This is a genomic window from Kribbella sp. CCNWLW201, from assembly GCF_037203805.1.
Taxonomy (GTDB): Bacteria; Actinomycetota; Actinomycetes; order Propionibacteriales; family Kribbellaceae; genus Kribbella.
Genome location: NZ_JBBCBQ010000008.1, coordinates 354,598 through 374,684, shown reverse-complemented (window position 1 = coordinate 374,684; position 20,087 = coordinate 354,598). Strand labels below are relative to the sequence as shown.

The window sequence follows — 20,087 nt, the reverse complement described above, 5'->3', positions numbered from 1 at the left end:
ACCCGCTGACCCCCAACATCGGAGTAGAGCTTCACGGCAACATCTCCTTAGGACGGTGCTTTCGGGCCAGGTGATCGACGCGTTGGTGAAGCAGGGTCCCATGCTCCCGATGCCCACGCGGAGAGGTAGGTGTAGGCAAAGTCTCTCGTCTTCGGCCAGTACTCGTCAGGCCGGCTCAGGTCGGGCCGCTCCTCGATCTCCAGTTGATCAAGGAGATCGTCGATCTGACTGTTCACCCGGTGCGATTCGACCATCAACACAGGATTCGGAAGCGTCGCCGCGGCTTGCTCCAGGTCGACAAGAGTAGATGTCACACCGAGCAGCGCTGCCCAGGACGGTCGGTGCGGAGCTATGTCGCCGACGAAGTTCTGCAGCGCCTCCCGGTGGGCTAGCGAGTAGTAGAACCGGTTGCCGATATGCCGACGCCGTAGGACCCCTGCCTTCTCGAGTGCGTCACATTCGTTGACCACGTTGCTCTTCGCGTACCCGACCCATTCGGCGATGGCGGTTGTCGAACCCAAGGACGGACCGGAGAGGAAGTACCGGAGGATCTCGGTGCGGGCTCCCACGCCGAATGCGGCGCGCATCCGCAGCCAAGCACGCGACGGTTGCTTCATCGTCGTCAGGGACGAGCGTCCGGTGATCTTGTAGGAGATCTCATCGGTCGATCCCGGCCAGCGAGCGGTCGAGTGCTTGTTGACGGTCGCCGCAAACCAGCCCCATGCTTCTGCGGCCTCATCCGTTCTGCCGCGTAATAGACCACGCAAGCGAACACGAGAGACGTAGCGCCAGTAGTGGATGCACCAGTCGAGTGCCTCGTCACGAAGCCTGGGATCGGAGTCGGCCACCTCCGCCGTACGAACGATCAACGGCTCCGGATCTACCACCCAGTCCCGGTGCGTCCGGCCCCACCCCGAGACTCCGAGCTCGGACCAGGCACCCCACAGCAGTTCGATCTCGAGTTCGAGCAGCGACGTACGACGTTTCCTAGAACTCGGCATCCTCGACCCCTACTCCCAGATGCCCGAGGATCTTCGTGAGCTCCTGACGGAAGCCGTCCGAGTCATCGTGAGTCCGGGTCCAGCGCGCCGCTGTCAGCAACTCGCCGGTTGATGGATCCAGCGCCTCGAGGTCGGTCAGATGCTTGCTGGTCCGTTGGCCGGAGTGATCGACCGCGGCGTACAGCTTGAAGCAGATCATGTCGAACCTGCCGACCACATGAACCTCGAGCGATCCGTACCGCCGGACCGTGACGCGACTCTCGAAGCCCTCCGGCAGGCCGAAATCGAACAACGAGGCCGGCCCGTTGTTGAGCCACTTCTCCGACAAGCCGAGCGCCGCACCGACATCGCGAACGGCCTCGGCGAGCGGCCGCGGGATGGTCTCGGCCTTCACATAGCGACCATCTTCGCCCAGCCCGATGACATCCAGGTCGGCGGTCGGCCGTTTCACCACACCCAACAGCAGCAGGCTGCTACCCCCGGCCACGAGGATGCGACTGTCGATGCCTCGGCTCGCGAGCACGGCACCGAGAGTCTCAAGCGCTTCCTGCAGTCCTTCGAGCGCGAACATACCACTACGTTATCCACTCGAATCGAACATGTAAACAGGTCGGTCCGAGCAGGCAGACTGATTCCCGCTTGTATGTTCGTGGCTTTCTAGAGGCTCGAGCGGAGGTCCCAGAGGAGGGGGTAGTAGCGGAGGTCCAGGCGGCTGCGGAGGTAGCCGGCGCCGGAGGAGCCGCCGGTGCCGGGCTTGGTGCCGATCATGCGTTCGACCATGACGACGTGGCGGGCGCGCCAGGCGGCGGCGAGTTCGTCGTGCTGGAGCAGGGCTTCGGCGAGCTCCCAGACGGCGGCGTAGTGGGCGCGGTCGCCGGCGACCTTGCGGAGGGCGTCGCGGACGGCGTCCTCGGTGTCGGTGGCGAAGCCCGCCTTCTCGAGTACGGCGAGGAACGCGTCCCACAGCGTGGGTTCGTCCAGGCGTTGCCCGAGGCGGGCCTTCTCGGTGTCGGTCAGGCCGCGGAACCGCTTCACGAACGACGGGTCCTTCGCACCGGACAGGAACTCGATCTCCCGGAACTGCACCGACTGGAAGCCGCTTGCCGGTGACAACCGATGCCGGAACTCGCCGAAGTCCTGCGGAGTCATCGTCTCCAGGATGTCGACCTGCTGGGTCAGCGTCCGCTCGATCGTGTGCACCCGGCGGAGCAGGTGTTCGGCCAGCCAGAGTTCACCGGACAGCATCGCGTCGCGGGACGCGGTCAGCTCGTGCAGCACCTGCTTGAACCACAGCTCGTACACCTGGTGAATCGTGATGAACAGCAGCTCGTCATGGGCCGGCGGATCCGACTCCAGCCGCTGCTGGTCGAGCAGCTCGGCCAGCCGCAGATAACTACCGTACGTGAGCCGGCCACCCTCCTCACCGAAGTGGATGTCGACCCCGCCCCACCGTCCGGCCACCCCGTCACCAGTGCTCATGAGGCCGAGGGTATATGACCGCTCCGTGACCGGTCAGCGATTCGCTCGTTGGACCTGAGGTACGCCGATACAAGGAGTTGTATGTCCGCCACGGTTGAGACCCCGCTCGTCCCGGGTCCCATTCAGGGGCCCACGCGTGAGGAACCGCAGATCGAGGCGCTGCTGCCCGACGACTACGCCTCCCTGGTCCAGCTGGCCTACCTGATCCTGCCGCCGTCGATCAGCCGGCCCCGGCGGATCGCCTCGGCGCATGGCGTCGTACAGCGGGTGATGCCGGACGGGTCGTACCATCGCGAGCTCCTCCGGCGGCGCGTCGTACAAGAGGCTGCCCGGCAGGCATCGCGGCGTACGGCGTTGTGCCGGTTGGGCAGCGTGTTCGCGCCGTCCGACGCGCTGGACTTCAACCCGTGTGCCCGGGACCTCGATGCGACGACCATCCCGCAGCGGACCGAGCGCGGTCGCCGGGTGGCGATCGCTTTCACCGTCCTCATGGCGACAGTCGTCCTCGGCTCGCTGCTGATGTCTTGATCGACTGACGCGGGGTACCTTGCGTGGCATGACGCGACGGGAGACGTTGCTGCGTGTTCATCGGCAGAACGGCTGCATCTTCACGCTGACGCTGATCCTCGATCCGGAGGGTGGCGACCGCGGGATCACGTTCACCGAGTTCTACGACTACGGCCCGGCGGGTGACGATCCCGGCCGCGAGTACGGCTACAGCGTGCACGCGCCGTACGACGCCCTGGACACCCTCGCGGACCACTACGCGCCGGACGCGAAAGGGGCCGCGGCGGATCGGCTGGTCGACGGGCTCAGGACAGCACTCAGCGACGGCGACCGCCTCGGCCTGAAAGGAAATCAGCGCCGGGTGCTCGAGGGTTTCGAGGTGGCCGGGGTGGCGGCGACCACGAGCGTGTGGAGCTGGATCAACGACTGATTCGAACCTCCTCGAATCTGCTTCCTGTTCAGTCGCCGCTGGGCATACTGCAGTGGTGGCGATTCACCTCACGATGACCGCGGACCAGCTCGGCCGATCGCGTTTCGCCATCTCGCCCGCCCAGGAAGTGGTCAGCACGGTTCGTCTCCGCGCTGCGCATCCCGCGCGGCACGCGAGGACTTGGTACCGCCGAGCCCAGGCGTTGATGCCGCCCGGCGAGCTGGCCCTGCTGGAGGCGTTGGTACCGGCTGACCACGACTACGCCCCGGACTTCCTGACCCCGCCACCGGCGCGCCCGCTGGCGACGATCGAGGAGCAGGCCCGGATCATCGCCCGGACGTCCCCCGACGACATCGAGCGCCAGCTCGACATCGGCCTGCACGGACGGCCTGTTCGCGACGATGTGGTGGCACTGTTCGGCGACGAGGAGACCTACCGCAGGTGGCGTCGACCGGCACCCGATGCGCTCGAGCGAGTGATCGCCGAAGGTCCGGAGGCGGTGGCCGTCGCCGCGGCCAAGGCCCTGCAGCTCTTCTTCGAGCTGGCCATCGAACCGGACTGGCGCCGTACGACGGTCGTACTCGAAGACGACGTACGCCGGAAGAGCGATCTCCTCGCATCCCGAGGAGCCGTCGCGATGCTGAACGACCTCGGCCGCGGAATGGTGTGGGACGGCAGCGGCATCGTCCTGGATCGCCCGTACGACGTCACCGTCGACTGGGCCGATGACGGCGTACTGATGATTCCGACGTCGACACACGTCGGGCCGGTGCAGTTCACGGTGAAGTGCCCAGAGCAACCAGCCGTCGTCTACCGATCGAACGGGATCGGACGTCTCTGGCAGCGCGACGTGCAGGCCCCCGGCCGCGCGCTAGCTGATCTGCTGGGCGACACGCGTGCGGTGCTGCTGACCGAGCTCGGCGATCACCACTCGACGACGGAGCTGAGCAGCCGGCTGCCTTGGAGCGCTCCGACGGTGTCGTACCACCTTCAGGTACTGCTGCGGGCCGGTCTCGTCGGACGAACCCGACGTGGCAACAAGGTCGTCTATCGCCGTACGCCACTGGGCGACTCGCTGCTGGAGGCGTGAGGCGGTGTCCGACCCAGCCGATGCTCCGGAGCAAGCGGCCCCTCGCTGGCGTCGCTTCGTGCCCTGGCAGGGACGCGCCACCCGGACCGACCTGGCGTTACTGGGCGCGATCCTCGGCGTTGTCGCGATCGGGCTGGCGCTGCGGCCGCTCAAGCCGTTCCTGGTCGCGTCGCATCCGGTCGCGTTGGCCTTCCTGACCGGCGATCTCGTCGCGATCGGCGCCGCGGCAGCGTTCGCCCGGGTCGGCGATGCTCCGGTCTGGCTTGTCGTCCTCGCCGGGGCGATCGGCATGGTGAAGTTCGACTGGCTGACCTGGTGGACGGGCCGCCAGTGGGGCGAAGGCATCATCAGGATGTTCACCACCAGCGAGCGAGTGTTGCGCTTCGCCGGCCGGACGACCGAGCTCAATCCTTGGATCATCCGGGCAGCAGTACTCTTCGCCGTACTTCCAGGTGTTCCGACGGCGGTGGTGTACGCCATGGCCGGCTGGGCCGGGATGCGGCTGACCGTGTTCCTCCTACTGGACTTCGCCGGGGCCTTGCTGATCACCGGTCTGGTGACGGGACTCGGCTACTGGGCCGGTCAACGGGCCGTGGACATCGTCCTGCTCGTCGACAAGTACGCCTCCGTCGTGAGCCTGACGATGATCGGCGTTGCCCTGCTCATCCCGCTGATCAAGCGGTGGATTCGGCCGACCAGGCGGGCAACCAAGTAAGGACACCGCGTTCGGCGGGACGTGAACTGGTGATCCGGCCGCCTGGCTGTGGACGGCTCGGTCGCCCCTCACGTCGATCCGTGTCAGCATTGGGCGGCTCGCCGCCGGAGGCGGCTGAAGGAAGAGTCGCTGCCGGAGGTGCTGCCCTTCACAGATGCTTCGGAGGTGAGGCGTGGTGGCTGAGGAGAGGTTGTTCGGGCCGCAGCGGCAGGAGCGGTTGATGGATGAGTTGCGGCGCCATGGGTCGATCCGGGTCCGGGAGTTTGCGGCGCTGCTCGGGGTCAGTGAGTTGACTGTGCGCCGGGATATCGCTGCGCTCGCATCGCAGAATCTGCTGACGAAGGTGCATGGCGGGGCGACGCTACCGACTGACCTGGGGCCGGCGACTCATATCCGTCGTCGCGGGACCGGGCCGCCGCGGTTCACGATCGGCATGGTGGTCCCGTCACTCGACTACTACTGGCCGGCGATCGTGACTGGTGCACGCTCGGCGGCGGTTGCTCAGGATGTCCAGATCCAGTTGCGTGGGTCGACGTACGACTGGGCCGAGGATCAGCGGCAGATCACCCGGTTGATCGAGGCTCAGCGGGTGCAGGGGCTGCTGCTCGCGCCGAATCTGGACGGCGACGATGTTCCCGAGATGATCCAGTGGATCGGCGACTTGCCGGTCCCGGTGATCCTGGTCGAGCGGCAGCCACCGCGGTGGACGCCGACGAAGAACCAGCTGGAATGGGTTCGCAGTGATCACGCGCTCGGCCTGGAGATCGCCGTACGGCATCTGCACCAGCACGGTCATCGCAGTATCGGTCTGGTGCTGTCCAAGGGCAGCCCGACGTCGGCGCATCTCGAACGCGGCTGGGAGCTGGTCTGCGCGGAGCTCGGGATCTCCCCCGACCTGATCGTGCGCGAGTCGGTCCGGATGGAGGAACCCGGCTACCGCGAGACGATCGGCCACCTCATCGAACGCTGCCGCGCGTCCGGTACGACGGCACTCGTGGTCCACTCGGATCCGGATGCGATGTCGATTGAGCAGTACTGCGCCGAACGCGGGATCGCGATCCCGGAAGACCTCGCGATCGTTGCCTACGACGACGAAGTCGCGCGACTGGCGGAGCCGGCCCTGACCGCGATCCGGCCGCCGAAACCGATGGTCGGGCGGACCGCCGTCGAGCTGATGGTGGCTCGCCTGGTCGAGGGCCGACGGCGTCCGTCGCAACGGATCCTGATCACCCCGGAACTGATGATCCGCGACTCCTCGATCCCGCTGGCGTCACGTGTCCAGCCGTAAGTAGTCCACACGACCGTCCGACCAGCTGACCCGAACCGTGCGGCCCTCGTCGGAGACGGTCGGCGGTGGCTCGGGTGATCCGCCGAGCGTGACGATCGCCACGTACACCTCGCCGGCGTCGGGATGCGTTCTGGCGCAGGGAATCGCGGTGTGGTTGCCCACCGGACTCGCATCGGTCAGACGGCGTACGTCGTACTCGAAAGCGGTCCCAGCGGCGACGTACGAGCTGAGCCCGTTCGCCTCGACCCCCGACTTGAACCCCTCGACCGTCTCCGTCGGCGGCTCCACTGCGGACAGCGGCCAGCCGCTGAACTCCAAGTGCCGGGACGGATCGATCTCCCCCTCGATCACCACCGCCCGCACCTCGTGACTGCCGTGCACCACCGAGCCCACCACGAGGCGCGGCCCCTCGATGACACTCCCGCCACGACCGGATCCGTGCTCGGCGCCCTTGTCCTCGTCAGTCCGGACCCAGTGCGCCGAGGTCACCGAGACACCAGTGCGCACCGTGGAGAACCCGTTGCGATGACTCGGACCGAACTCCGGATGCACGATCGCCACACTGTTCTCGATCGCCTCGGACCAGGCCGTCTGATCCAGCGGCGGCATCGTGTGGGTCGAGTACCCGAGCCGCGCGTACAGCGGTGAGTCGGCACGCTGATCACCCGGCACCGAGTGGTCCGTGCCGTGGTTGACGATCCGGACCACCCCGTCGGCCTTGGTACCACTGACGATCCAGCCCGGCTCCGGCACCTCCAGCGTGAAGTCCCCCGTCTCCACCGGCAGCGGTTCCTCCGTCGCGGTCCACACCGGGTGATCGGGCGGCAGCATCAGGCCGAGCATGCCTTTCACCGCCCAGTACGGCGATCCCGGGCCGGAGTACGACTGTGCGATCCGCGGCCATTCGCCGTACCAGCCAAGGTTCAGCAGGCCGCGGTCGTCGGGCACCTCGTTGTCGAGGAAGTGCCCGAGCATGCCGGATGCCGCGCGCCGGAGCAGGCCCGGTGGTACGTCGGTCGCACCGGTGAGAGCGCCCATCCACAACGGCGCGGCAGCAGCGAACCGGTAGGTGAGACTGCGGCCCTGGACCAGTGGCGAGCCGTTGCCGCCGATCAGGTGGACAGCGGTGCGGAGGTACTGCGCGAGTCGCTCACGCCACGTGGTCACCAGCTTCGCGTCCACCGACGGATCCATGGTTGCCCAGAGCAACGGATAGACGTGCAGCGCCCAGCCGTTGTAGTGGTCGTACGCGCGCTCCGGCCCATCGGCGTACCAGCCGTGGTCGCGGTAGAGCGACTGGTGCACAGCCAACCCGCTCTCGATGTCGGCGGACGACCACGGACCGCCGACCGACTTGAGGAACGTCTCGACGACGATCTGGAACCACACCCAGTTGATCGGCGGGTACTTCTCGCCGACGACCGTTGCCAGCCAGGCGACGATCCGCTCACGGTCCCGATCGCTCAGCCGAGCCCAGAGCCACGGACGGCTGAGGTGTAGACCGAGGGCGATGGAACAGGCCTCCACCTTCGCCTGACCGAGGCGGTCCGGACGCGGCCAGGCGTTCGGGGAGGACGGATCGGTGCCGGCCCGGAGGCCGTCGGCGTACCACTCGGCGAGGCCGTGCGGATCGTGGCCGTGGTCGCCGTGCAGCCGGATCGCGGCCAGCAGGAAGGAGCGCGCGAACGCCTCCAGCGAGTCGCTGTCCGGACCGTATGCGCTCGGCATCCCGGGTAGGTCGATGCGGGCGTGATCCGGCGACGCCCACGGGCGGAGAGACAGCAACAGTCCGTCAGCGGTCGTGGCCCAGGATTCCCGGTTCAGGCCCGTGTACGGCGCGTCAGTCACTGTCGATCTCCTCTGCGGACGGTCAGGCGGAAAGAGTTGCCGGCGCAGTCGATGACCAGCCGATGCGCAGTCGGGCCCCAGACACCTTCCAGCAGGACGTCGTCGACGGACCGCTCTTCGAGTCGTCCGGTACCCGAATCCCAGCTGAGGTGCGCATGACCGCCCGACAGCGTCTCGACCACGACCTCGCGGGGTCCTTCGCTGATCGGCGTACCGGCGATGACGAAGTGTTGCGTGGCCGAGCCTTCCCAGTCGTCGGCGATCGTGATCACGTCGTCCTCGAGCGTCGCCACCCGCCGATAGCGTGCGGCGTCGGGATAGGCCTGTGACAACTCGAGTGCCAGCGAGTTCTCCTGTACGACGAGATCGGTCGCCCGGTACTGCGGTCCGTGGCGCTGCTCGTGGCCGTTGATCAGCGGGACGTTGTGCCAGGCGCTCTGGACCACCCACTGCTCGTAGCGGCGGTCGGAGAAGGAGAGCGCGGTGTACGTCGGCTGACCGAGGTCGATGAGCACCGGTGTGGAATCGAGCACCGCGATGAACGAGCCGAAGTCGTTGTGGTTGTGGTTCTCGTCGTTGTGACCACCCTTGATCGCGAGGGCCAGGTGTTCGGAGCGGGCGACGAACAGCTCGACGTCCGGCAGCCAGGTCGACTTCGGGAGCGGAAGCTCGGCCTTGGCCGCGTTCCACCACTCGTCGTCGGTCAGGCCCAGCACCGCGCGTCCGAGGCCGGCCGCCGGGGCGATCGGCAGGTCCCGATGGGCGGCGGCTTGGGCCATCACCTCGGGGTCCTGGTGCCGGCGGCCCCAGCGGTGCAGGACGTGCCACGGCTGGTTCGGGTCGGGACGTGCGGAACCGTCGGCGACGTTCACGTACCAACCGTCGCCGAGCGCGACCCGCTGCGGATAACGGGCCAACTCGGCGAGCGGCGTACAGGACCAAGGAGCGAAGGCGCCGTCGGTAACGCGGTCGAGGACGTCGAGTGCCTGGGCCAACCGGGCCGGGCCGTTCCACCAGTAGGCGTAACCCTCGTCGCAGCCGCCGTCGTCGGGCTGAGCGTCGAGGTAGCGACTGAGTCCGTCGACCACGAGATCGGTGACTTCGAGCTGGATCTGCGGGTCGTCTTCGAGGAACAGCGCGGCGGTGAGCACGTGACCGTGGATCCACGGATTCCAGTTGTGCAGGTGGCCGTCGAGCCCGAGCCAGTGCCAGCGGCGATCAGTCCGGAACGGCTGGATGACGCGCTGCCTGACCTCCCGTCGCATCCGCCGCCGCAGCCCCGGCACCCGCTCGTCGAGCGCCGGCCCGAGCACGAGGTCCGCCCACGCGAGGATCTCGGCCGTCTCGGCCGCACCGAGATCCAGATACGGCTCGTCGGGATCGCCGACCACTTCACCCCGAGCGGTCGCGAACGACTCGTGCGCCGCCCAGCACCACGTGGTCTGTTCGCACAGCAACATGAGTCCGTCGGCCGCCTGATCGACGTACACCTGATCAGCTGTGAGTGCGGCCGCGAGGACAGCAGCCGAGGTACGACGCCGCAGTTCACCGGCCGGGTTCTCGTATGCCGTGCGTACGCCGTCCCGCCAGTATCGGGCGTAGTCGGACAGCACGGTCCGCGGCCACGGCTGCCCGCGATCAGCCTCCGCGTCGGCGAGGATCGCCCGGACCGCGCCCGGATCGCGAGTACCCCAAACCTCGCGCCGCGTCAGATCCGGAACCCCCACCCGGCCACGGGCCGCCGCGACCGCCTGCTCGCGCCCGTCGACCGCCGCCCACCGCTCCTTCAGCCTCACCCGACCACCTTATGCGGCAAACGCTTCCCACTGCCGCGCCGGTTCAGAGATCGCGGTCGACCGGCACCTCGTAGTCGTAGAGGAAACCCTCGCCGACGTCCGTCTTGACCAGCAGCACGCCGTTCTGGACGACGGCCTGCCTGGTCGGACCAGCGGCACAACTGAGGACCGCCGGGCTCACCGCGTTCGGTGGGAGGCCTGATGGCGCGGCTTTCGCCTTCTTGCCGTTGATCTGGCGGCACGACGTGATCGTCTTGCCGAGGCGGAGCCGGTAGGTCGTCTGCTCGGGGCCGACCACGCTCAGTCGCAGTCCATCCGCCGTACTGGCCGACACTGTCAGCACCCGCACCGCGGGCGGACCGATGACCGGCTGCCCGGGCTGCGGCGCCGCGGCCTCCTGCACCGCCGGCCGGCTCTGCACCGGCGGCTCCGGTGCCGCCTGCTGCTCCGCGGTTTGGTTGCTGCAGGCACCTAGTACGGCGCCGGAGGCGACGAGTACGACGGCGAGACTGCGACTGGGCATGGTTCGTCCTCCTTCGTGGTCGGGTGGCTCAGGCCTCGAGGCGCCACTCGTCGTCGCGGACCTTCTTCGGGGCGTTCGTCGCGGAGGAGTACGACGTGTACCACTTGCACGCACCGGTGCTGAAGTACTTCTTCGTCACCACGAAGTACCGCGACTGCTGGAACAACCGCAGCCGGCGGCGCTGTCCGGACGGGACCGGCAACGAGTAGGAGAATCCGCCGGTGGACGAGTAGCTCGCGCCGACGGTGACGCCGAGCGACGCGCTGGCCTTGGCGAAGACGATGCCTGCCTCCGCCGACACCGTGGCAGTCATGCTGGCGCTGGCGGTCGCGGTCTTGCTTTCGCTGTAGGTGATGGTGCCGGGTCCGGTGATGTAGGCGCTGTAGAGGTTGGTCGGCCGCAGCGATACCGCCACGTTGGTGAAGTAGTAGCGCGGGGACTCCGCCGGACAGGCCGTCGTACCGGCCGAGGCCGGCGTCGCGGTCGCCAGCCCGGAGGCCAGCAGCAGGAGGCCCGCCGTACCGGCGACGGTGTGGCGTGGGGACAGGACCTTCATCGGATCTCCCTTGGGACAACGGTTAGTGAGCAATTCAGCTCCTGACATCACTGACAGTGGTCGACCGAAGCGTGGTCGAACAGGGACAAAGCGGTACAGCGGCCGTCGCGACCGGTAGATTTGGGACTGCGGAGAGTTACCCACGGGGGAGGTCGGATGGCGTTCGGGGAGCTGCTGCGGAGGTTCCGCGGTGAGGCCGAGCTGACTCAGGCGGCGCTGGCCGAGCGGTCCGGCGTCGGGATGGAGTCGATCCGCAGCCTCGAAGCCGGCCGCAGGCGCAACCCGCGCGCCGAGACGGTCCGGCTGCTTGCGGACGCTCTTGGTCTGGCCGGGACCGAGCGGGCCGCCTTCACGACTGCGGCAACGCACGTGCCGCGCGAACTGCCCGCCGACATCCAGGACTTCACCGGCCGAGTCGACGAGGTACGACGGTTGGTCAGCGCACTGGAGTCTCCGGGCATCACGGTCATCACCGGACCGGCCGGATCAGGCAAGACAGCACTCGCCATCCATGCGGCGAACCAGGTCGACTTTCCCGCCGGTCAACTCTTCGTGAAGGCCGGTCGAGTCACCGCCGGCCGCGGCACCCTGGTCGTGCTCGACGATGCGACGGACGCGAAACAGGTGCCATCAGCAACAGCTGCCGCGATGATCGTCACCAGTCGCGAGCCGCTGACAGAAGTTGCCGCTGACAACCGCATCGTGCTCGGCGGACTGCCGACTCCCGACGCACTGCGACTGCTGCAGCGGATCGCCGGCGTCGATCGCTGGCGCACCGACGCGGCAGCGACCCTCGAGGTCATCGAGCTGTGCGACGGCAGGCCGGCCGCCTTGCGGAGAGCCGCAGCCCGGCTGGTGGGCCGACCGTCCTGGTCACCCGTTGATCTCGCGGGTTGGCTCAGCGCCGAGCAGCGCCGCCTGGTGGGCGCAAGGTGACAGGCGTCGACGAACTGCTGCGGCAGTTCCGCAGCGACGCGGGGCTGACGCAGGAGCAGTTGGCCGAGCGATCCGGGCTGAGTGTGGAAGCGATCCGCACCCTCGAGATCGGACGACGCCGGCATCCACGTGCACTCACGGTGAGCCGACTGGCCGAGGCACTGGATCTCACCCTGCCGGACCGCGACCGCCTCGCGCAGGCGGCCCGCAAACCGGCCGCGGACGACGACGCCCACGACCTGCCCGCGGGTGTGAGTGACTTCGTCGGCCGGGAGGAATCGGTACGACGCTTGACCGGCCTGCTCACCCGCACGAGCGGACCGGCACGACCGACGAGCGTGGTCATCTCGGCGGTCACCGGGATGGGCGGCATCGGCAAGACCACGCTCGCGCTGCACGTCGGTCACCTCACGGCGGCCGAGTTCGCCGACGGCCGGCTCTACGTCAACCTGCGCGGTGCAACCGAGCCGATCGCCCCGATCCACGCACTCGGCACGCTGCTCCGGACTCTCGGCGTACCGCCGCAGGAGATCCCGGACGACCTCGAGGTGGCCGCGGCCAGGTACCGGACCGTGATCGCCGGGCGCCGGATCCTGGTCGTCCTCGACGACGCGGCGGACGCGGACCAGGTCGCGCCGCTGATCCCCGGGACGCCTGGCTCGGCCGCAGTGGTCACCAGCCGTCGACTGCTCGACGGACTCGCCGGCGCCGAGCACCTGCGGCTGGACGTGCTGACCGACTCCGAAGGCCTGCGCCTGCTGAGCGAAGTGATCGGCGCCTCGCGCGTCGACGCGGAACCCGTTGCAGCGTTGGAGGTTGTGCACGGATGTGGCAATCTCCCGCTCGCGATCCGCATCGCCGGCACCCGGTTGGCGGCCGACCGGCCGGTCCGGGAACTGGCGGCGCGATTGGCAGACGAGAGCACGCGACTCGGTGAGCTCGCCGATGACGAAACCGGCGTACGGGCGTCGATCGCGTTGTCGATCCACGATCTGGCCGCGGTTCCGGATGACCGCCTTGCGGCGGCTGCATTCCCGGTGCTGGCGCTGCTCGACGCGGGCGACTTTCCGTTGCGGGCCGCGGCTGCCGCGTTGGAGTTGCCGCTCGACGACACGGAGGCGATCCTCGACCGGTTGGTCGACGTACATCTGTTGGAGGCGCCTGCTCTGCATCGGTACCGGCTGCATGACCTGGTCAGAGCGGTCGGCCGTGAAGGGGAGAGCGCGGCGGACGAGCGGGTCGTGTGGGAACGCGTGGTCGACTGCTATCTCGCGATGATCTGGCGCGCCGACGAACTGGATCAGGAAGGCCCGTTGAGTGCGACCTGGAAGGACGCGTCCTGGGCGGCCGGCGCCCGCGATCTCGACGACCTCGAGGAGATCATCGATTGGCTGGACGTCGAGCGGGCGACGATCGTCCAGCTGGTACGACGGGCTGCGCGAGGCACGGCCGACGATCGACGGACCGCCGTACGGATCGCCATCGGAATGAACGTGTTCGGCCCCGCGCGAAAGCGGTGGCTGGAATGGCGGGACATCAACCGCACCGCGGCCGATCTGGTCGACGCGCGATCGGATCCGGTCGCGGCCGCGCTGGTCAACTTCGATCTCGGTCTCGCGTACGGCGAACTCGACGACTTCTCCGCGGCGGCAGACCGCCTCTCGCAGGCCGTGGACGCGGCTCGCGAGATCGGCAACGTCTCGTTCCTGGCCAGCGGACTGGTGAACCTCGCCCACATGCTCGAGCGAGCCGGCCGCGCGAGCGACGGCTTCCGCTTCGTGGAGGAAGCACTCACCCTGGTCGAGCGGGACGGCGAGGCCGAGGGGTGCAGCCCGTGGGCCTATCTCACGCTCGGAATGCTGCACGGCAAGAGTGGTGAGGCCGCTCGTCAAGCGGCCGCGTTCGAGCAGGCGATCTCAGTGGCGCGCGATCGGCATCCCGCTGTCCTGGCGCGGGTCCTCATCAGCGCAGGGTCCTCGTTCCGCGAGTGCGGCCAGCCGGCGAAGGCCGTGCCCGTGCTCGTCGAGGGCCTGGACATCCTGCGGGAGCACGACACCCGCGGCAGCGAAGGCGAGGCGCTGGACGAACTCGCCACCGCGTTCTACGAACTCGCCCGGTACCGGCAGGCCGTCGACACCTACCTCGCCGGCCTCGACATCGCGGTCGAGCACGAGCACTGGGACCGCGAAGCCCGCATCCGCACCGGCCTCGGCCGCGCCTACACCGAACTCGGCCAGCCGGCCGACGCCCGCGAACAGTGGCAACTCGCCGAGGACATCCTCACCACCCACGGCATGCCCACCGCCCACGAGGTCCGCGCCCTCCTGACCCAACCTGATCACGCTCGCGCGAGTTCGAGGGTCCACTCACACCCGGCGCGGACCTGACAACGATTGCCACCAGCGTCACGACACAGCCGTCGAGGAACACGCGACAGCCGGGCGTCCGGTCCGCCGCTCACCGCGTTCACTCTGCAGTCCGGCGATCAGCGGGTCGCCCCGTTCCGTACGGCGGCACAGAACCGCACTGTGAGTCTCGTCCTGGCTCCGCACCGGCGGTGAACTGGTCGTGTGACCGACCGGTAGTGCCATGATGTCCGCCATGGAGCTGAAGCTGTCGGCGTCGTACGACGCCACACCCGAGGAAGTGTTCGCGATCGTCACGGACGCCACCTTCCGCGAGCAGGCGTGCCAGAAGACCAAGGCGCTGTCGTACTCCGTCGAGGTGACCGAGTCCGGCGGTGACACCATCGTCAGAGTCGAGCGCGAGATGCCGTCGGACGACGTACCCGACATCGCGCGGAAGTTCGTCGGCCAGACGCTGACCGTCGTGCAGACCGAGACCTGGCACCCGGCCAAGCCGGACGGGTCCCGCGACGCCGATGTCCGCGGCGAGATCAGCAACACCCCGGTCACCCTGAAGGGCACCGCCGGGATCACCGCCAGCGGAGCGGGAGCGACGCAGGTGATCGACCTCGACGTGAAGGTCGCGGTCCCGCTGATCGGCAAGAAGATCGAACCGTTCGTGGTCGACGCGATCCGCTCCGGCCTGCAGAAGGAACACGAACTCGGGCGAGACTGGACCCACTGAGTGTCGCTACCCTGACCGGCTCGCCTCCGGTGGCAACCTGAAATGAACAGTTGCCCCGGAGGTGAGCCAGTCGTGCGAAAGAAAGGCCGGCAGGCCGGCGAGGACTCGCAGTACTGCGTCTTCTGCGCCACCGTGATGCCGTTCGAACGGATCGAGGCCGCCGATCACCTGGTCGACGAGCCGGACGAGTGGATCTGCGTCAAGTGCGGCTCCGCACTCCTCGTCGATCCGCCCCTGCAGCAACTCAACCGCACCGCCTGACTTGAGAGGGCGGCTGGGAACTCTGCGCCCTCTTACAGCGGCGGGCCGAACCCGCACACCACCTGCTTGGCGTGTGCGGGGTCGAGCGCGTTCGCGACCAGCTGCGCGACCGTCGGGTCGAAGGCCAGACCGACGTGGCCGACCGGGTCGAGCGGGCAGACGTCCTGGACGAACTTGTTGGTGACGCCCGGTTCGCGGATGAACGACGTCTCGTGCGGTGTCACCAGCGCGTCGAAGCGGGACGCGATCACGGTGTATTTGACGCCAGGCTGGGCGATCGGGCCGGCGATCAACTGCTCCACGGCCGAGCCGCCGACGATCAGTTCGTCGCAGGCCGGGCAGCCGAAGTCACGCAGTACCTGATCGACCAAGGGCCGCAGACCGAGGTAGTCACCCACGCTCACCAGCCCGCCGAACGTCGTCCCGTGAGTCGGCGGCGCCAGCGCGACCACCTTGCCCACCTGACCGGCGTACCCGCGGATCTTTGGGCCGTAGATGCTCTGGAAACCGCCCTCGGAGTGCCCAACGATGTCCACCTTCGCCGCGCCGGTCGCCTGCCGGACCTGCTGCACGAACGCCGCGATCTCGGCCGAGGACTGGGTGATCGAGACAGTGCCGCCGACCGGGATCGCCGGTGACGCCTGGCCGTAGGTGAGGGTGAAGGCGCAGTACCCCTTCGCGGCGAGGAACGGGCCGAGGTACGAGTAGTTGCCCGGACCGTTGCCGCCGAGGCCGTGCAGGAGGACGAGCGGATTCGGGTGCGCGGCCGACGGTTTGCACGACCAGTCGTCGAAGCCGGACGAGGGCGCGGCGGCGGTGGCCGAGGTCGCGCCGGCGCTCAGCAGGACGACTGCGAGCAAGGCGGTGGCGGCTCGGCGGATGAGGTTTGGCATCGGGGCTCCCCGTGACGGTATCGTGCAGTAACGGGCGGTTCACCGACAGTGGAGCATGAAGTCGGGTTATGAACAAGAGCTCGTGTTCAGAACCAGTTCATTTGGTTACCGCTCCGCCACCAGGGGTAACGTGCAGCGCATGGGACGGACCATCCGAGGCCTCGACGCCGAACAACGCCGGGCCGAGCGCCGCGAGCAGTTGCTCGACGCCGCGCTCAAACTCTTCGCCGCCAACGGGTACATCAACACGTCGATCGAGCAGATCTGCAGTACGGCGTACATCGGCACGAAGAGTTTCTACGAGGTCTTCACCAACCGCGAGGACTGCTACGTCGCGCTGCTGGCGCGGACCTCGGAACGCCTGCAGGAGCAGGTCGCCGGGATGGCCGCCCAGGCCGTCGGCAACGAACGCGAGACCGCGCCGAAGGTCATCCAGGTGTTCGTGCACGCCCTGCTCGACGACCCGCGGGTCGCGAAGGTGACCTTCGGGATGGCGCCCGGCATCTCGCCGGCGGTCGAGCGCCAGCGCCGGACCAACCGCCGCTGGGCGGCCGGCTTCCTCGAGCAACTCTGGGACCGGTACGACGGGCCGCCCACCGGCCCCGGTGCGGCGGACCAGCGGGCGGTGCGGCACAGTGTCGCCATCGGCCTCATCGGCGGCCTCTTCGACCTCATCTCCGACTGGCTCCTCGACGCCGACCCGACCAAGCCGGAGCAGATCGAAACCCTGATCGACGACATGACGACGTACTACATCGTCGTCCGCCGCGGCCTCGCCAAGTGAGCTCGATCTAATCGAAGACGAGAGTTCGGAGGGCTACGTGGCCTTCTTCGTCGATGACGTAGTGGGCGTGGCCCTCGTGGTCGACGGCGACGCCTTCGACCCGGCGGATGTCGCCGAAGTGGTGCACGACCTTGGCGCTGACGACACCGCCGTCGGTGTCCGTCGGGAGTTCGAAACGGATGTGTTCGGAGTCCGCCCTGGCGCCTTCCGGGTGGTCGGCGAGGACTGTGGCCGACTTGCCGGACGCGTCGAGGTCACCGATGACGGCGTCGAACCGGTCGCCGCCGCTGGTGTCGAGCGCGCGCAGTCCGGCCGGCGCCTCCACACTGCCGGCGTCGCCGAGCACCCAGACCTTGCCACAGCGCGGTACGGCGTTCGGGTCGTCGAACAGCTCCGCCACGTTCTCGAGCTCGACCAGTAGTGGATGACCGTCGACCGTCACCGGGTAGCGCAGGCCGAGCAGCAGGTTCCCGTTCGCACGGAACTCGGCCGCCTCGATGTTGATCGGATGGTCCGTCGGGAGGACGGTCCCACTCCAGCGCTTGGCCTTCTCCTGCCCGATCGCGATGGTGGCGTCGACGTACACCTGTCGCCCCAACGGGCCCAGGGGTAGCAGCTCGACGTCGGCCAGCGCGTCGTTGAGCGCCCGGTGCAAGCCGAACCGCAGCCGCACGACCTCGAGCGTCGCTCGTCCACCGGTCTCGATGGCATCCGCGATCGACTGCTCACTCACGCGGGCGATCCAGGACCGCTTCGCCGCAAGCGGACCGGCCTTCTTCCCGAACTGCGAACCGACGAGGTAGACGTAGCCGTCCCGGGACGCGGACGCTTCGGCGTCCTCGGTCTTGCCCGTGTTCGGCCCGGCATCCGCGAGGACCCGCATCGCCGCCCACTCCTCGTCGAGCGGTGCCCCGGCGGTGTGGACGAGCAGCGCCAGCGCGTCCTCCGCCGTGGCCTCGTCCAGCACCGTGACGAACGCCCGGTCCCATCCGTGCCGGCTCAGTACGTCCGGGCCGAACACACGGCACAGGTCGGAGGCTTCGTTGGGCTCGAGGTGCAGATCGGTCTCATGCATACCCGGGAAACGACGCAACCGGCCCGATCTACTCCCGATCCCGCCGATTCCCGGGAAAACCCCGACCGCCCCTGAGCTAACACTGAGGGGCGGCCGGCAACTGCTCTCTCAGATCAGCCCTGGTGCGGGTAGCGGTAGTCAGTCGGCGGGGCGAAGGTCTCCTTCATCGAGCGCGGGCTGGCCCAGCGGATCAGGTTCCACATCGAGCCGGCCTTGTCGTTCGTGCCGGACGCCCGGGACCCACCGAACGGCTGCTGCCCCACGACCGCGCCGGTCGGCTTGTCGTTGACGTAGAAGTTGCCCGCCGCGAACCGCAGGTACTCGGCCGCCTCGGCCACCGCGTGCCGGTCCTGCGCGATCACCGCACCGGTCAGACCGTACGGCGCCGCACTTTCCATCTCCCGCATCACGGTGTCGTAGTCGGCGTCGTCGTACACGTGCACGCCGAGGATCGGGCCGAAGTACTCGGTGGTGAAGATCTCGTCGGTCGGGTCGTCGGAGACCACCAGCGTCGGCCGGACGAAGTACCCCTCACTGTCGTCATAGGTGCCACCGGCAACGACGTCGAGGGCGTCGACCTGCCGGGCCCGGTCCAGCGCCGCCTTGTGCTTGGCGAACGCACGGTCGTCGATCACCGCGCCGATGAAGTTCGACAGGTCGGTGACATCGCCCATGGTGAGCGACTCGGTCTCGGCGATGAGGTCGTCGCGCATCCGCTCCCACACTGAACGAGCGACGTACGCACGGCTGGCCGCCGAGCACTTCTGACCCTGGTACTCGAACGCGCCACGCACCATCGCGGTCTTCACCACGGCCGGGTCGGCCGACGGGTGCGCCAGGATGAAGTCCTTGCCACCGGTCTCACCGACGAGCCGCGGATAGGTCTTGTACGACGCGATGTTCGCACCGACCGTTGACCACAGCGACTGGAACGTCTTGGTGGATCCGGTGAAGTGGATGCCGGCCAGGTCCGGGTGGGTCAGCGCGGCCTTGCTCACCTCGATGCCGTCACCGGTGACCAGGTTGATCACCCCGGCCGGCAGCCCGGCGGCCTCGAGCAACCGCATCGTCCAGTGCGCCGCGAACTGCTGCGTCGGCGACGGCTTCCAGACGACCGTGTTGCCCATCAGCGCCGGCGCGGTCGGCAGGTTGCCCGCGATCGCGGTGAAGTTGAACGGCGTGATCGCGTAGACGAACCCTTCCAGCGGCCGGTAGTCGACCCGGTTCCACACGCCCGGGGACGAGATCGGCTGGTCGCTGACGATCTGCCGCGCGAACGCCACGTTGAACCGGAGGAAGTCGATCAGCTCACAGGCGGCGTCGATCTCGGCCTGCTGCACCGTCTTCGACTGGCCGAGCATGGTCGCCGCGTTCAGGGTGTCGCGCCACGGGCCGGCCAGCAGGTCGGCCGCCTTCAGGAAGATGGCCGCGCGATCGTCGAAGGACAGCGACCGCCAGGACTTGGCGGCACCGAGCGCCGCGATCACAGCCTCCCGGCCGTCCGCCTCGGTCGCGTTGCCGAGGGTGCCGAGCACGTGCGCGTGCTTGTGCGGCTGGACCACCTGGATCGGCGCACCGCCACCGAGTCGCTGCTCACCGCCGATGGTGCAGGTCAGGTCGATCGCACCCGCCGCGGAGAACTCCTTCAGCTTCGCCTCCAGGCTCGCCCGCTCGGACGATCCAGGCGCATACCCCTTGACGGGTTCGTTGGCGGGAGTGGGTACGGCGGTGACGGCATCCATGCTGCGCTGCTCCTCGATCGGGTTGTGGATCGTGCGGGGGTACGCCGGTACGGGTGGGCGGCGCGTCACCATG

At 68.3% G+C, this 20,087-nt stretch carries 20 protein-coding genes; 10 read left to right on the top strand and 10 right to left on the bottom strand.

The features are described from left to right. Positions 1 to 47: 47 nt before the first annotated feature. From V9K99_RS30220 to V9K99_RS30210, 3 genes are all read right to left on the bottom strand, one after another. Complete coding sequence (locus V9K99_RS30220; protein ID WP_337005415.1) at positions 48 to 1,001, bottom strand: winged helix-turn-helix domain-containing protein; 954 nt, start codon at positions 999 to 1,001, stop codon at positions 48 to 50. Further along, positions 988 to 1,572 (bottom strand): hypothetical protein, encoded by a 585-nt coding sequence (locus V9K99_RS30215; RefSeq protein ID WP_337005413.1) that lies wholly within the window; start codon positions 1,570 to 1,572, stop codon positions 988 to 990. The genes V9K99_RS30220 and V9K99_RS30215 overlap by 14 nt, the downstream gene beginning before the upstream one ends. Before the next feature lie 86 nt (positions 1,573 to 1,658). Further along, positions 1,659 to 2,480 (bottom strand): tryptophan 2,3-dioxygenase, encoded by an 822-nt coding sequence (locus tag V9K99_RS30210; protein WP_337005411.1) that lies wholly within the window; start codon positions 2,478 to 2,480, stop codon positions 1,659 to 1,661. Between the two features lie 81 nt (positions 2,481 to 2,561). Between V9K99_RS30210 and V9K99_RS30205 the strand changes: the two genes are divergently transcribed. From V9K99_RS30205 to V9K99_RS30185, 5 genes are all read left to right on the top strand, one after another. Further along, positions 2,562 to 3,008 carry a hypothetical protein gene (locus V9K99_RS30205; RefSeq protein ID WP_337005409.1) on the top strand — a complete coding sequence of 149 codons (447 nt, stop codon included), beginning with the start codon at positions 2,562 to 2,564 and terminating at the stop codon, positions 3,006 to 3,008. Between the two features lie 28 nt (positions 3,009 to 3,036). After that, complete coding sequence (locus V9K99_RS30200; RefSeq protein ID WP_337005407.1) at positions 3,037 to 3,417, top strand: hypothetical protein; 381 nt, start codon at positions 3,037 to 3,039, stop codon at positions 3,415 to 3,417. Positions 3,418 to 3,472: 55 nt separating this feature from the next. After that, complete coding sequence (locus tag V9K99_RS30195; protein WP_337005405.1) at positions 3,473 to 4,507, top strand: ArsR/SmtB family transcription factor; 1,035 nt, start codon at positions 3,473 to 3,475, stop codon at positions 4,505 to 4,507. A 58-nt stretch (positions 4,508 to 4,565) separates the two neighbouring features. Continuing rightward, positions 4,566 to 5,222, top strand: coding sequence for a DedA family protein (locus V9K99_RS30190; RefSeq protein ID WP_337005403.1), 657 nt, complete (start codon positions 4,566 to 4,568; stop codon positions 5,220 to 5,222). A gap of 175 nt (positions 5,223 to 5,397) precedes the next feature. Continuing rightward, positions 5,398 to 6,510 carry a substrate-binding domain-containing protein gene (locus tag V9K99_RS30185; protein ID WP_337005401.1) on the top strand — a complete coding sequence of 371 codons (1,113 nt, stop codon included), beginning with the start codon at positions 5,398 to 5,400 and terminating at the stop codon, positions 6,508 to 6,510. Here the strand turns inward: V9K99_RS30185 and V9K99_RS30180 are convergent. The 4 genes from V9K99_RS30180 to V9K99_RS30165 are packed head-to-tail and all read right to left on the bottom strand — an operon-like array spanning position 6,493 to position 11,233. After that, the gene (locus V9K99_RS30180; protein ID WP_337005399.1) at positions 6,493 to 8,358 is read right to left on the bottom strand and encodes a DUF2264 domain-containing protein; all 1,866 of its coding nucleotides are present in this window, start codon (positions 8,356 to 8,358) and stop codon (positions 6,493 to 6,495) included. The genes V9K99_RS30185 and V9K99_RS30180 overlap by 18 nt on opposite strands. Next, on the bottom strand, positions 8,355 to 10,154 hold the full coding sequence (locus V9K99_RS30175) for a heparinase II/III domain-containing protein (RefSeq protein WP_337005397.1): 1,800 nt from the start codon (positions 10,152 to 10,154) through the stop codon (positions 8,355 to 8,357). Before V9K99_RS30175 ends, V9K99_RS30180 begins: the two co-directional genes overlap by 4 nt. A gap of 43 nt (positions 10,155 to 10,197) precedes the next feature. Further along, on the bottom strand, positions 10,198 to 10,677 hold the full coding sequence (locus tag V9K99_RS30170; protein ID WP_337005395.1) for a hypothetical protein: 480 nt from the start codon (positions 10,675 to 10,677) through the stop codon (positions 10,198 to 10,200). Positions 10,678 to 10,705: 28 nt separating this feature from the next. Then, positions 10,706 to 11,233, bottom strand: a complete 528-nt coding sequence (locus tag V9K99_RS30165) for a hypothetical protein (RefSeq protein ID WP_337005393.1) — start codon at positions 11,231 to 11,233, stop codon at positions 10,706 to 10,708. Positions 11,234 to 11,389: 156 nt separating this feature from the next. Between V9K99_RS30165 and V9K99_RS30160 the strand changes: the two genes are divergently transcribed. The 4 genes from V9K99_RS30160 to V9K99_RS30145 all read left to right on the top strand — a co-directional run bounded on the left by V9K99_RS30160 (position 11,390) and on the right by V9K99_RS30145 (position 15,520). Continuing rightward, positions 11,390 to 12,169: a helix-turn-helix domain-containing protein gene (locus tag V9K99_RS30160; RefSeq protein ID WP_337005391.1), complete on the top strand. Its 780-nt coding sequence runs from the start codon at positions 11,390 to 11,392 to the stop codon at positions 12,167 to 12,169. Beyond that, positions 12,166 to 14,556, top strand: a complete 2,391-nt coding sequence (locus tag V9K99_RS30155; RefSeq protein WP_337005389.1) for an NB-ARC domain-containing protein — start codon at positions 12,166 to 12,168, stop codon at positions 14,554 to 14,556. Before V9K99_RS30160 ends, V9K99_RS30155 begins: the two co-directional genes overlap by 4 nt. A gap of 214 nt (positions 14,557 to 14,770) precedes the next feature. Then, positions 14,771 to 15,259: a DUF2505 domain-containing protein gene (locus V9K99_RS30150; RefSeq protein ID WP_337005387.1), complete on the top strand. Its 489-nt coding sequence runs from the start codon at positions 14,771 to 14,773 to the stop codon at positions 15,257 to 15,259. A 72-nt stretch (positions 15,260 to 15,331) separates the two neighbouring features. Next, positions 15,332 to 15,520 carry a hypothetical protein gene (locus tag V9K99_RS30145; RefSeq protein ID WP_337005385.1) on the top strand — a complete coding sequence of 63 codons (189 nt, stop codon included), beginning with the start codon at positions 15,332 to 15,334 and terminating at the stop codon, positions 15,518 to 15,520. Positions 15,521 to 15,552: 32 nt separating this feature from the next. Here V9K99_RS30145 and V9K99_RS30140 read toward each other — a convergent pair whose 3' ends face one another. Then, a complete protein-coding gene (locus V9K99_RS30140) occupies positions 15,553 to 16,413 on the bottom strand; it encodes an alpha/beta fold hydrolase (RefSeq protein ID WP_337005383.1) in 861 nt (286 codons plus the stop codon). 139 nt (positions 16,414 to 16,552) lie between these two features. Here V9K99_RS30140 and V9K99_RS30135 point away from each other — a divergent pair, with 139 nt between their 5' ends. Beyond that, positions 16,553 to 17,197 (top strand): TetR/AcrR family transcriptional regulator, encoded by a 645-nt coding sequence (locus V9K99_RS30135; RefSeq protein ID WP_337005381.1) that lies wholly within the window; start codon positions 16,553 to 16,555, stop codon positions 17,195 to 17,197. A 7-nt stretch (positions 17,198 to 17,204) separates the two neighbouring features. Here V9K99_RS30135 and V9K99_RS30130 read toward each other — a convergent pair whose 3' ends face one another. Together V9K99_RS30130 and pruA are read right to left on the bottom strand one after the other, a co-directional pair. Further along, on the bottom strand, positions 17,205 to 18,272 hold the full coding sequence (locus V9K99_RS30130) for a hypothetical protein (protein WP_337005379.1): 1,068 nt from the start codon (positions 18,270 to 18,272) through the stop codon (positions 17,205 to 17,207). Positions 18,273 to 18,385: 113 nt separating this feature from the next. Continuing rightward, entirely contained in the window at positions 18,386 to 20,086 is a 1,701-nt protein-coding gene (gene pruA, locus V9K99_RS30125) for an L-glutamate gamma-semialdehyde dehydrogenase (RefSeq protein ID WP_442914736.1), read from the bottom strand. Position 20,087 lies beyond the last annotated feature (1 nt).

Excerpts from the sequence above, each read along its gene's own strand:
- V9K99_RS30150 (WP_337005387.1), top strand. The coding sequence starts at position 14,771 with ATGGAGCTGAAGCTGTCGGCGTCGTACGACGCCACACCCGAGGAAGTG.
- V9K99_RS30140 (WP_337005383.1), bottom strand. The coding sequence starts at position 16,413 with ATGCCAAACCTCATCCGCCGAGCCGCCACCGCCTTGCTCGCAGTCGTC.
- V9K99_RS30170 (WP_337005395.1), bottom strand. The coding sequence starts at position 10,677 with ATGCCCAGTCGCAGTCTCGCCGTCGTACTCGTCGCCTCCGGCGCCGTA.
- V9K99_RS30215 (WP_337005413.1), bottom strand. The coding sequence starts at position 1,572 with ATGTTCGCGCTCGAAGGACTGCAGGAAGCGCTTGAGACTCTCGGTGCC.
- V9K99_RS30210 (WP_337005411.1), bottom strand. The coding sequence starts at position 2,480 with ATGAGCACTGGTGACGGGGTGGCCGGACGGTGGGGCGGGGTCGACATC.
- V9K99_RS30205 (WP_337005409.1), top strand. The coding sequence starts at position 2,562 with ATGTCCGCCACGGTTGAGACCCCGCTCGTCCCGGGTCCCATTCAGGGG.
- V9K99_RS30160 (WP_337005391.1), top strand. The coding sequence starts at position 11,390 with ATGGCGTTCGGGGAGCTGCTGCGGAGGTTCCGCGGTGAGGCCGAGCTG.
- pruA (WP_442914736.1), bottom strand. The coding sequence starts at position 20,086 with ATGGTGACGCGCCGCCCACCCGTACCGGCGTACCCCCGCACGATCCAC.
- V9K99_RS30135 (WP_337005381.1), top strand. The coding sequence starts at position 16,553 with ATGGGACGGACCATCCGAGGCCTCGACGCCGAACAACGCCGGGCCGAG.
- V9K99_RS30200 (WP_337005407.1), top strand. The coding sequence starts at position 3,037 with ATGACGCGACGGGAGACGTTGCTGCGTGTTCATCGGCAGAACGGCTGC.
- V9K99_RS30130 (WP_337005379.1), bottom strand. The coding sequence starts at position 18,272 with ATGCATGAGACCGATCTGCACCTCGAGCCCAACGAAGCCTCCGACCTG.
- V9K99_RS30165 (WP_337005393.1), bottom strand. The coding sequence starts at position 11,233 with ATGAAGGTCCTGTCCCCACGCCACACCGTCGCCGGTACGGCGGGCCTC.
- V9K99_RS30220 (WP_337005415.1), bottom strand. The coding sequence starts at position 1,001 with ATGCCGAGTTCTAGGAAACGTCGTACGTCGCTGCTCGAACTCGAGATC.